At 73.1% G+C, this 11,758-nt stretch carries 9 protein-coding genes; 7 read left to right on the forward strand and 2 right to left on the reverse strand.

Features of this window, described 5'->3' with window-relative positions; translation table 11 throughout:
* Positions 1–67 precede the first annotated feature (67 nt).
* The 3 genes from ACFYNP_RS01995 (at position 68) to ACFYNP_RS02005 (ending at position 4,106) form a co-directional block, all read left to right on the forward strand.
* Positions 68–1,555, forward strand: a complete 1,488-nt coding sequence (locus ACFYNP_RS01995) for an APC family permease (RefSeq protein WP_388781716.1) — start codon at positions 68–70, stop codon at positions 1,553–1,555.
* 13 nt (positions 1,556–1,568) lie between these two features.
* Positions 1,569–2,540, forward strand: coding sequence for a hypothetical protein (locus tag ACFYNP_RS02000; protein ID WP_388781718.1), 972 nt, complete (start codon positions 1,569–1,571; stop codon positions 2,538–2,540).
* Positions 2,541–2,648: 108 nt separating this feature from the next.
* The gene (locus tag ACFYNP_RS02005; protein ID WP_388781721.1) at positions 2,649–4,106 is read left to right on the forward strand and encodes a VWA domain-containing protein; all 1,458 of its coding nucleotides are present in this window, start codon (positions 2,649–2,651) and stop codon (positions 4,104–4,106) included.
* On the opposite strand, the gene ACFYNP_RS02010 is transcribed toward ACFYNP_RS02005, so the two are convergent.
* Complete coding sequence (locus ACFYNP_RS02010) at positions 4,087–5,229, reverse strand: sensor histidine kinase (RefSeq protein WP_388781723.1); 1,143 nt, start codon at positions 5,227–5,229, stop codon at positions 4,087–4,089. The genes ACFYNP_RS02005 and ACFYNP_RS02010 overlap by 20 nt on opposite strands.
* A gap of 13 nt (positions 5,230–5,242) precedes the next feature.
* On the reverse strand, positions 5,243–5,896 hold the full coding sequence (locus ACFYNP_RS02015) for a response regulator transcription factor (protein ID WP_167159723.1): 654 nt from the start codon (positions 5,894–5,896) through the stop codon (positions 5,243–5,245).
* 200 nt (positions 5,897–6,096) lie between these two features.
* Between ACFYNP_RS02015 and metG the strand changes: the two genes are divergently transcribed.
* The 4 genes from metG (at position 6,097) to ACFYNP_RS02035 (ending at position 11,418) form a co-directional block, all read left to right on the forward strand.
* Positions 6,097–7,677, forward strand: coding sequence for a methionine--tRNA ligase (gene metG / locus ACFYNP_RS02020; protein ID WP_388781726.1), 1,581 nt, complete (start codon positions 6,097–6,099; stop codon positions 7,675–7,677).
* A gap of 184 nt (positions 7,678–7,861) precedes the next feature.
* Positions 7,862–8,539, forward strand: a complete 678-nt coding sequence (locus ACFYNP_RS02025) for a response regulator transcription factor (protein WP_199846687.1) — start codon at positions 7,862–7,864, stop codon at positions 8,537–8,539.
* Positions 8,540–8,650: 111 nt separating this feature from the next.
* Complete coding sequence (locus ACFYNP_RS02030; protein ID WP_388781729.1) at positions 8,651–9,439, forward strand: DUF4255 domain-containing protein; 789 nt, start codon at positions 8,651–8,653, stop codon at positions 9,437–9,439.
* Positions 9,436–11,418 (forward strand): ATP-binding protein, encoded by a 1,983-nt coding sequence (locus ACFYNP_RS02035; protein WP_388781731.1) that lies wholly within the window; start codon positions 9,436–9,438, stop codon positions 11,416–11,418. The genes ACFYNP_RS02030 and ACFYNP_RS02035 overlap by 4 nt, the downstream gene beginning before the upstream one ends.
* Positions 11,419–11,758: the final 340 nt, after the last annotated feature.

Here is an 11,758-nt window from a genome sequence, read left to right on the forward strand (position 1 = left end):
AAGCGCCGCAAGGCCCGGAGTTTCTGACATACCGCCATATGTCGTGCCGTCAAAGGATGTTCGGGCCATGAGCAACAGCACCGGTGGCAGAGGACTGCAACCCAACGTACTGTCCACGTTCGACACCGTTGTCATGGCGGTCGCGGGCAGCGCGCCCGCCTATTCGCTGGCCGCCACCACCTCCGTCCTCGTGGCGGCGGTCGGGCTCGCCAGCCCGGCCGCGCTGCTCTACTGCGCGATACCCATGCTCGGGATCGTGCTCGCCTTCGGACGGCTCGGCCGGATCGACGTCAACGCGGGGGCCGCCTACTCCTGGGTGGGCCGCACCCTGCACCCCTTCCTCGGCTTCATCAGCGGCTGGGCGCTCGTCGTCGCCGCGACCCTGTTCATGGTGGCCGGCTCGCTGCCCGCCGGGCAGCTGACCCTCGGCCTCTTCGACCCCGCCCTCGCCCACCACACCGGGCTCGCCACCGCCACCGGCGCCGGATGGTTCCTGCTGATGCTGGCCGTCGTCCTGGGCGGCGCCCGGCTCTCGGCACGGGCCCAACTCCTCGTATCCGGAATCGAGTTGGCGATCCTCGGCGGCTTCTGCGTGGGCGCGCTCGTCCACATCGGGGAAGGCGGCGGGGTCGTCGCGTTCGACTGGGCCTGGCTCGGCTTCGGCCACTTCGACGGGGTCTCCGGGTTCGCCGCGGGCACCCTCATCGCCGCGTTCTACTACTGGGGCTGGGACGTCACCAGCAACCTCAGCGAGGAGACCCGCGACAGCCGCCGCACCGCCGGGCTCTCCGCGCTGGTCGGCGTCGCCGTCGTCTTCGCCCTGTTCGTCGCCTACACCGTCGCCGTGAACGTCCTGCTCACCAGTGGTGAGATCGAGGCCGGCCAGAGCAATGTCCTCGCCCTGCTCGGCGACCGCGTCTGGCCGGGCTTCGGCGGCAGACTCATGGTGCTCGCCGTCATCCTCTCCACCATCGCCACCCTGGAGACCACCCTCATCCAGGTCACCCGCTCCCTGTTCGCGATGGGCCGCGACCGCACGATGCCGGGCGCGCTCGGCGCCGTGCACCGCCGCTGGAACACCCCGTGGGTCGCGATCCTCGTCGTCGGGGCGGTGGCCCTGCTCCTGTTCGTCGCCTCCAACGCGCTCGGCTCGGTACGCGACATCATGGCCGACGCGCTCGCCGCGATCGGCCTCCAGACCACCCTCTACTACGGCCTCGCCGGACTCGCCGCCGTCGTCGCCTACCGCAGGACCCTCACCGAGTCCCTCGGCTCCTTCCTGCTCGGCGGCCTCTGGCCGCTGCTCGGTTCGGTCTTCATGTTCTGCGTCTTCGGCGCCTCGCTCACCCGGCTCAGCGCCGCCGCCGTCACGATCGGCATCGGCAGCCTGGCCGCCGGTCTCGTCCCCATGTTCTGGTACTGGCGCCGGGGCAGCGCCTACTACCGCCCCGCCCGCCTGGATGCGACCCGCTCCTTCGAGGCGGGTGCCGGCACCCCCAACTCGCCCACCCAGGGCCCCAGTTACGCCAACGCCGGGCACCCCACCGACTTCTGAGAGGCGGACACGGATGGCAGCACTGCGCCGCCGGTCCGACCGGAAGGCGGACCTGCGCTTCGACGCCGACCTCGGCGACCGCGCGCTCACCACGGCCCGGCACGACATCGTCATCGGCCGCTGGCAGGGCGTACGCGACCTGCTGCGGGCCACCGGCGACCACTGGCCGCTGCGCACCCACCGGATCCGGGCGCTCGCGAACGCCGCCGCCGGGTCGTCCGTCGTCGAGGCCTGGCGGGCCGCCGAACCGGACAGCCCGGACGCGGCGGTCCTGCGGGCCGCGACCGAGGTGACCCGCGTGTTCAACGGCGCCATCGCGGCCGGACGGGGCACCGCGACCGACCGCGACCGCATCGACGTCGCCGTCATGGCCTGCCTCGGCGCCGCCGACGCCCGCCCCGCCGACCCGACCCCCTGGGCCTCGCTGCTCAGCGTGGTGCGGCTGTACGAGGGCGGGGTGGCACGCAGCGAACTGCGCGGCTGGTGGGAGGAGTTGCGCCGGCGCGACCCGTATCACCTGGAGGGCCACGTCCAGATGTTGCGCTACTTCTCGGCGCGCTGGCACGGGACGCACGGCTCGATGTACGACTTCGCGCGGGACGCGGCGGGCGTGGCCCCGGCCGGCTCCCCGCTGCCCGTCCTCGTGCAGATCGCCCGCGTCGAGGAGTACCGGTACGTCTCCGACGCGGCGAAGGGGCGGCCCGTACGAGGGTTCGGGCAGCACTGGAACCACGAGCTGGCCGTGACCGAGCTCCTGCGCACCTACGACCGCTGGCTCGGCGGACGCGTCCCCGGGCCCATCCGCGCGGAGGAGGCCGCCGAGCTCAACTACCTCGCGCACGCGGCCTGTTGCGCGGATCTCACCCGGGAGGGCACGGCTCTGGTCGGGCTGCTCGGCGAGCGGATCGCCCTGGCGCCCTGGGTCTACACGGGGGATCCCGCCCGCCAGATCGGGCGCTGGCGCGGGGGCGCTCCGCCGAGTTAGCCCACCAGGTCGCTAACCTTACGTGTCTGCGCTGGCCAGGGATCTGCTCCCGGATCTGTGGCGCAGTGCGGTACTCATCGCACCCAACTCATGCGAAAGGCCTCGCCCATGGGCATTCGGAGCTTGCTGCGCAAGGTGTTCGGACGCGAAGGCACGGAGCGTGCCGAGCCGGCGGCGGCTTCCGTACCGCCCCAGACGGAACGCACCGCCGAGGCCGCCGAGGCGCCTGCCAAGGCCATCGAGGTGCCGGCCGAGGCGGCTTCGGCCTCCGTCCCGGCGCCGGGGCGGCACGACCTGTCCCCGGCGGAGAAACTCGTCGCCGCCGCGTTCGACGGGCCCCGCCCGCCCGCCGGCACCCCCGGCGACGGCTCGTCCTCCGCCGGAACCCCGGAGGACGGCTCGTCCTCGGGCCGCGCCCCCGCCGCCGGCGCGACGGGGGCCGCCGAGGTGCCCCAGCCGCGCTCGGAGGCGAAGCCGGAGCCTGAGCCGGCGGTGGTGGAGGCCGAGCCCATCGCGGAGGCCGAGCCCGAGCCCGAGGTCGAACCCGTGTCGGCGGAGCCCGAGGCAGCGCCCGTACGGGCAAAGGCCGAGCTCGCACCCGTCGCCGAGCCGGAGCCCGAGGCAGCGCCGGAGCCCGAGCCCGTACCGGCTGAGCCGGTCGCGGAGCCCGAGCCCGAGAAGGTTGCCGCTGTTGCCGAGCCCGAGCCCGAGCCCGTACGGACGGAGCCCGAGCCCGAGCCCGAGAAGGCTGCCGCTGTCGTCGAGCCCGAGCCCGTACGGACGGAGCCCGAGCCCGAGCCCGCGCAGACTGCCGCTGTCGTCGAGCCCGAGCCCGAGCCCGTCCAGGCGGAAGCCGCGCCGGAACCCGAGCCCGCGCCCGTCCAGGCGGAGCCCGTCGTCGCCAAGCCCGCCGTCTCCGCCGCCCGGGTCAAGTCGCGGGCGCCCGGGCTCGCCGGGGCGTACAAGGCCGCCGGGGCCGCGCTCAAGAAGGCGGGGCTCACGGGGGCCCGGATCAAGGTGTACCTCGTGCTCGACCGGTCCGGGTCGATGCGGCCGTACTACAAGGACGGCAGCGCCCAGGGCCTCGCCGAGCAGGTACTCGCCCTCGCCGCGCACCTCGACGAGGAGGCCACCGTGCACACCGTGTTCTTTTCGACCGACATCGACGGGTCGGTGGACGTGACCCTCGACGCGTACGAGGGCGTCGTCGACGAGACGCACGCCGGGCTCGGGCGCCTCGGCCGGACCAGCTACCACCGGGCCGTCGAGGAGGTCGTCGAGCACGTCGAGAAGTCGGGGCACGAGGGGCCGGTGCTCGTCGTGTTCCAGACCGACGGCGCCCCGGACGCCAAGCTGCCCGCCCGCCAGGCCCTCACCGACGTCTCGGACAAGCCGCTGTACTGGCAGTTCGTCGCGTTCGGCGAGGACGACTCCAAGGCGTTCGACTTCCTGCGGACCGCCGAGGGCGAGCACGGCCACGTCGGGTTCTTCCACGCCGGGCCCGCGCCCCGCGAGCTGAGCGACGCCGAGGTCTACCGCGGGCTGCTCAGCTCCTACCGCCCGTAACGCGCGGCCGGGTCGCCTTCGGGAGCGAGACGGTCACGGTGAGCCCGCCCTCCGCGCCGGGCTCGGCCGTGGCCGTGCCGCCGTGGGCCACCGCGATCGAGCGCACGATGGACAGGCCGAGGCCCGCCCCCGGCCCCATCCGGTCCCGACCCTCGCCGCGCCGGAACGGCTCGAACAGGGCGGGGATCCGGTCCGCCGCGACCTCGGGCCCCGCGGGGTTGGCCACCACGAGCCGGCCCCCGTACACGGTGACCTCGACCGGCCCGCCCGGTTCGTTGTAGGTGACCGCGTTGGCGAGCAGGTTCGCGGTGAGGCGGGCGAGCAGCGCCCGATTGCCCCGCACCACGGCGGGCGCCGGCGCGTCGACCTTCACGGTGTCGTAGCGCGCCGACTCCTCCCGCACCACCTCCGCGAGGTCCACCTCCTCGCGCAGCTCCAGGCCCCGCTCGCTGCGGGCCAGCATCAACAGCCCCTCGATGAGCTGCTCGCTGCGCCGGTTGTTGTCGAGCAGCGTCGTACGGGTGCGGGCGAGGTCGGCCGGGCTCGCCTCGTCGTCGAGGCCGATCTGGATCGCGGCGCGCTGAGTCGCGAGCGGGGTGCGCAGCTCGTGCGAGGCGTTGGCGATGAAGCGGCGCTGGCTGTCGAAGGCCGCTTCGAGCCGGCCGAGCAGGTCGTCGATGGTGTCGCCGAGCTCCTTCAGTTCGTCGTCGGGCCCGGCGGCGCCCACCCTCTCGTGCAGATTGCTCGCGGTCAGCCTGCGCGCCCGGGCCGTCATGACGTGCACGGGTCGCAGCAGCCGTCCTGCCGTCCACCAGCCGACCACGACCGCGAGCAGCGCGATCGCGACCAGGGCGAGGGTGGACCACAGCGCGGTCTGGTCGGAGGCGGCGTCGCTGACGTCGGCGCTGAGCCGGTAGACGGTGAGCGGTTCGAGGGCCGTGCCGCCCTCGGTCCGGTAGTAGGCGGACGTCCCCGGCATGTGGAAGGTGGTCGCGCGGGTCGCGATCGCGGTCGCCTGCTCCTGGGTGCCGGCCCGCGAGAGCAGGTTGACGACGGCGAGCAGCGCGGCGCCGAGCGTCAGGAAGACCCCACCGAAGATCAGCGCGATACGGGTCCTGATCACTGGCGGCGGCCCTTCACAGCGCGTACCCCACGCCCTGGACGGTACGGATGAGCGCGGGCTCGCCGAGCTTGCCGCGCAGCTTGCTCATGGCGACGCGGACCGCACCGGTGAAGGGGTCGGCGTTGGCGTCCCAGGCGCGCTCCAGGAGCTCCTCGGCGGAGACGGCCGCGCCGTCGGCCTCCAGGAGGATTTGCAGCACCGCGAACTCCTTGGGCGAGAGGTCGAGCTCCTGGCCGTCGCGGTGCGCGGTGCGCCGCACGGTGTCCAGGCTCAGGCCGTGCCGCTCCAGGACCGGCGGGACCGGGCGGGCGCTGCGCCGCCGCAGCGCGCGGACCCGCGAGACCAGCTCGGGGAACTCGAAGGGCTTGCCCAGGTAGTCGTCGGCGCCGAGGTCGAGGCCTTCGACCCGGTCCTCCATGGAGGCGGACGCGGTCAGCATCAGGATGCGGGTGCGCGATGCGTCCGCGACGAGTCGGCGGGCCACCTCGTCGCCGTGCACGCGCGGCAGGTCGCGGTCCAGGACCACCACGTCGTAGTCGTGCAGGCCCAGGTAGGCCAGGGCCGCGTCACCGCTGTAGACCGTGTCCACGGCGAAGCCGGCCCGCCGCAGGCCGGTGGCGACGAGCTCGGCGAGGACCTCCTCGTCCTCGGCGACCAGTACCCGCATGTTCTCGTCCTTCGTGTGCACGTGCCCCCTTCCGTCCCAGGATGCGTCCTTATTACGACAGGGGGTGTTTCGCAAACCTCTCCGCATCGCGCAGGGGCGTCCGGCAACCGTCGGGCAGCCGCCCGGCAGCCGTCCGGCAGCCGTCCGGCATCCGGACATCCCGGGCAGGCCTGGCGACCGCGGCGGATAGGATTCAGCGCATGCCTTCGCCGACGTACTACGTTTCTACGCCCATCTATTACGTCAACGATGCCCCCCACCTGGGCCACGCCTACACCACCGTCGCCGGTGACGTGCTCACCCGCTGGCACCGCCAGCGCGGCGAGAAGGTCTGGTACCTGACGGGCACGGACGAGCACGGCCAGAAGATCATGCGTACGGCCGAGGCGAACGGCGTCACCCCGCAGGAATGGTGCGACAAGCTCGTCGGCGAGGCGTGGCAGCCGCTCTGGGAGCACCTGAACATCGCCAACGACGACTTCATCCGCACCACCCAGAAGCGGCACACCGACCGGGTGCAGGAGTTCGTCCAGGACCTGTACGACAAGGACGAGATCTACAAGGGCGGCTACGAGGGCCCGTACTGCGTGGGCTGCGAGGAGTACAAGCTCCCCGGCGACCTGATCGAGGGCGAGGACGGCACCCAGCTGTGTGCCATCCACAAGAAGCCGGTGGAGCTCCTCAAGGAGGAGAACTACTTCTTCAAGCTGAGCGCGTACGGCCCGAAGCTCCTGGAGTTCTACGAGGCGAACCCCGGCTTCATCCAGCCCGAGTCGGCCCGCAACGAGGTGCTCAACTTCGTGAAGCAGGGCCTCCAGGACCTGTCGATCTCGCGGTCGACGTTCGACTGGGGCGTGCCGGTGCCGTGGGACACCAAGCACGTCATCTACGTGTGGGTGGACGCGCTGCTCAACTACGCGACGGCAGTCGGTTACGGCGCCGACCAGGCCCGTTTCGAGGAGATCTTCCCGGCCGACGTGCACCTGGTCGGCAAGGACATCCTGCGCTTCCACGCGATCATCTGGCCCGCGATGCTGATGGCCAACGGGCTTCCGGTGCCGGGGAAGGTCGCGGCCAACGGCTGGCTGATGGTCGGCGGCGAGAAGATGTCGAAGTCCAACCTGACCGGCATCAAGCCGCAGGACCTGACCTCGCACTTCGGCGTGGACGCCTACCGCTGGTACTTCCTGCGGGCCATCGCCTTCGGCCAGGACGGTTCGTTCTCCTGGGAGGACTTCACCGCCCGCTACACCTCCGAACTCGCCAATGACTACGGCAACTTGGCGTCCCGGGTGGCCGCGATGGTCGGCAAGTACTTCGGCGGGGAGCTGCCCGCCTCGGCCGCCGACGGGGACGCGGAGCGGGCCGTTCAGGAGGGGCTCGCGAAGGCGGTCGCCGAGGCGGACCGGCGCATCGGCGACGAACTCGACTTCCAGGGCGGCATCCTGGCCGTCTTCGACTTCGTGAAGCAGGTCAACGGCTACCTCACCGAGCAGGAGCCGTGGAAGGTCGCCAAGGACGCATCGGCCGAGGGCCGGGCCCGGCTCGCGACCATCCTGTACACCGCGGCCGAGGCGCTGCGCGGGGTCGCGGTGCTGCTCAACCCGGTGATGCCGGAGACCTCGCAGAAGCTGTGGGAGTCGCTCGGCGCGGAGGACCGGCTCGGCGCGCTCGCCGGCCAGCGGGTCCAGGACGCGGGCACGTGGGGCGCGTTGGCCCCGGGCGCGAAGGTCACCAAGGGCGCGGTGCTCTTCCCCCGCCTGGAGGAGAAGCCCGCGTAGGGCGGTGCCTTGATCGGTGCGGGGCCCGGGACCGGTACGCGTCCCGGGCCCCGCACCACTTTTCCTGCCGACTTCGACTGTTCTTGGCAGTATCCGTGGCCCATTCAACGGTTGTTGATTCGCTGTTGATCGGGGCCGACCAGGCTGGGCCGGTCGGTTAGCACGGGGAAGGAAAGGACAGGGAATGCCATTGCTCGCGAATCGTGTCACGGTGACCGTTCACGCCTCCGATCCGCTGAGCCGGGCCGGGGTCATCAGTCATCTCCAGCACCAGCCGACGGTGGAGGTCCTGCGGGAGAACCGGGAGCCCCGTGAGACGGACGGCCGCCCCGCCGACCCCGCGGTCGCCGTGATGCTCGTCGACCAGGTCGACGACGCGGCGTCGGCCGAACTGCGCCGGGTGGTGCGCGGCGGTGAGCAGCGCGTGGTGCTCATAGCCCGCGAACTGCGCGAACCCGATCTTCTGACGGTGGTCGAGTACGGGGTGCGGGCCATCCTGTGGCGCCACCAGGCCACCGAACAGCGCCTGTTGAAGGCCGTGCACAGCGCGGCGCGCGGCGAGGGCGAGCTGCCGCCGGACCTGATCAGCCGGCTGCTCGTCCAGGTGGGACGCCTTCGCCGCTCGGAGACCACCTCCGCCTCCGCCGGATCGTCCTCGGCCGCGCCGCTGTTCGGCATGGCGCCGCGCGAGGTGGATGTGCTGCGCCTGGTCGCCGAGGGGCTCGACACCCGGCAGATCTCGGAGAAGCTCGCCTACTCGGAGCGGACCGTCAAGAACATCCTGCACGCCCTGATGACCCGCCTCCAACTGACCAACCGCGCCCACGCCGTGGCCTACGCGCTGCGCGAGGGCTACATCTAGCCGCCACGGCCCGCGGTCCCGGCCGGACCCGGCCGCCGCGGGCCCGCACCGCTCACTCACCGTCGCACCCCCGCGGTGCGGCCGTGTCCGGGAACTCGGGAAACTGGCTCAATGATCCACGAAATCGACGAGGCGCTGCGGCGCATCCTGCGCGGCGGCGCGCTGCCCGAGGGAACGGGGGAGGTCGTCTTCGAGGCCCCCACCCGTGACTGGGCGGCCCGGCGCAACACCCCCACCCTCAACGCCTATCTGTACGACATCCGCGAGGACGTGGCCCGCCGCGAGCGCGGCTCGTACGCGGAGCGGGACGCCAACGGCGTGGTGCTGCGCAGGCGCCAGCCGCCGCGCTGGTACCGCCTGTCCTACCTGCTCACCGCGTGGACCAGCCGCCCTGAGGACGAACACCGGTTGCTTTCTGGCGCGTTGGCGTGTCTGCTGCCGCACGAGATGATGCCGCAGGAGTTCGTGCCGCGCGCGCTCGACGCGTACAACGTGTCCATACCCCTGACCGTCGCGGTGCCGCCGGCCGAGTCGCGCTCGCTCGCCGACATCTGGTCGGCGCTCGGCGGCGAGCTGAAGCCGTCGCTCGACGTGGTGATCACGACACCGTTCCCGGTCACGCCGGTGTACCCGGTGGCACCGCCGGTCACCGAGGGCATCATCACGGTACGCGGCCGCGACGGGGTCCCCGCCGACGCGAAGCCGCGCCTGATGCGGGGCTCGCGGAGCGGTGGCACGGGTACGGGTACCGGTACGGGTGCGGGTGCGGGTACGGAAGCCGCACCACCCGACGCCGGTGAGCGGGACGGCAGTACGCGGGGCGACGGAACACGGGACAGCGGTACGCGGGGCGACGGTACGCGGGGCGACGCTGCGCGCGGCAAGGGTGGTGCCCGGTGAACGAGGCCGCCCACGCCCTGCTGCTCCGGCTCGACCATCTGCGTACGTCGGTGGCGGCCCTGGTCGAGGCCCGTTCCGCCGACGATCCGACGGCGCAGGACCCGCTGCGGGGCCTGTACGTCTCGGCGGAGACGGCCACCCGTCTGGCCAACGCCCCCGCGCCCGAACTCCCTTCCCCGGACAGCTCGTTCACGCCCGCTCCGGGCGACCGGCTGGCCGAGCTGGCGCGCGGCTTCGGGCTCGTCGAGCTGGACGTGCTGCTCCTGGTGGCGGCACTCGCGCCCGATGTGGACCGCCGCTTCGAGCCGCTGTACGGCTACCTCAACGACGACGTGGGCCGCCGCCGGGCCTCGGTGGCGCTCGCCCTGGAACTCGCCGGGACCGGGCCGCACGACCCGGCCGCGCGCGCCCGGGTGCACACGGCGGCCCCGCTGATCACCGGCGGCCTCGTGACCCTGGAGGACGAGGACCGGCCGCTGCCGGGGCGCGCTCTGCGGGTGCCGGAGCGGGTGGTGGCCCATCTGTTGGGCGACGACACGATGGACGGCCAACTGTCGCACTCCTACGTGGAGTTGCTGCCAGCCGGCGGGACCGCGCCCACCGAGGGCCTCGCGGCGCGCATAGCGCTCGCCGCCGATCCGGTCGCCGTCCATCTGCGCGAGCGCCGGGCCGGGAGCGGCGCGGACGCGGTGACCTCGGCGCTGCGCGGCGCGGGGCGGCCCGTCCTGCGTCACCGGCCCGAGCGCGCCGATCCGGTGGCGGCCCGCGTCCTGCTGCGCGAGGCGCGGCTGCGCGGGGCCGGGACGGCCGTGGTCGTCGAGCTGCCGGACGAGCAGCCCGGGCCGCTGGTGAGGGAGTTGACGGCGCCGGACGTGACCGTGGTGTTCGCCGGGACCGACCCCTACGACCCGACGTGGGCCCCGGGCTCGGCGCTGCTCGCCCTGGAGGACACGACGGTCGAGACCGATCCACTGACGGCCTGGACCGAGGAACTCCCTTCTTACGAGGGCGACTTGGCGGAGGCGGTCGGCCCCTACCGGCTCGGCGCCGGGCAGGTGCGGCGGGCCGCGCGGGGCGCGATGGCGCTCGCCGGGTTCGAGGGGACGCCGGTGGGTCTGCCGCACGTCCAGCGCAGCGCCCGCCTCCTGTCGGCGCCGCTGCTCGACCGGCACGCCCGCCGGGTGCGGCCCGCCGTCGGTTTCGCGGACCTCGTGCTGCCGGAGGAGCCCCTCACCATGCTGCACGAGCTGGCCGGGCGGGCCCGGCACCGGGACCGGGTGCTCGGGGAGTGGCGGCTGCGGACGGGCGGCGGGCGCGGGCGGGGGGTGGTCGCGCTGTTCGCGGGCGACTCCGGCACGGGCAAGACGCTCGCGGCGGAGGTCGTGGCGGGTGAACTGGGCCTGGACATGTATGTGGTGGACCTGTCGTCCGTGGTCGACAAGTACGTCGGCGAGACCGAGAAGAACCTGGAGAAGATCTTCGTCGAGGCGGACCGGACGGACTCGGTGCTGCTCTTCGACGAGGCGGACGCGGTGTTCGGCAAGCGGTCGGAGGTGAAGAGCTCGCACGACCGGTACGCGAACCTGGAGAGTGCGTACCTGCTCCAGCGGCTGGAGGCGTTCGACGGGATCGCGGTCCTGACGACGAACCTGCGGGCCAACATCGACGAGGCGTTCACGCGGCGGCTGGACCTGGTGGTCGACTTCCCGTTCCCGGACGTGGCGCTGCGCGCCATGCTGTGGCGGAGCTGTCTGGCCGGGGTGCCGCAGGAGCCCGGTCTCGACGCGGAACTCGACGCGTGTGCGAAGGAGTTCGAGCTGGCGGGCGGGGCGATTCGCTCCGCGGCGGTGACGGCGGGGTATCTCGCGGCGGGGCGGGGTTCCGCGGTGTCCGTCGCGGACGTTCGGGCCGGGGCGCGCCGCGAGTACGTGAAGTCCGGCCGCCTCGTCCCGGGCACGGGAACGCCCTGGGCCCCCTAGGTAGCCCGGGGCTCGCCCCAAGACCCGGGGCACCTACGCGTGCGGGCCCCCTAGGTAGCCCGGGGCTCGCCCCAAGACCCGGGCCACCTGCGCGTGCGGGGCCGTTCGCGCAGTTCCCCGCGCCCCCAAAACCCGTTGTCGTCCGCGGACCGTGCCCGCTTCTCGCGCAGTTCCCCGCGCCCCTGTAGGTGACCCGGCGTCCCCCGGTCGCGCCCACCGCGGCGGAGCCGCGCACAGGTCACAGCCCCGCGCCCCTGTAGGTGACCCGGCGTCCCCCGGTCGCGCCCACCGCGGCGGAGCCGCGCACAGGTCACAGCCCCGCGCCCCTGTAGGTGACCCG

The organism is Streptomyces sp. NPDC006691 (assembly GCF_042869955.1).
Lineage (GTDB): Bacteria > Actinomycetota > Actinomycetes > Streptomycetales > Streptomycetaceae > Streptomyces.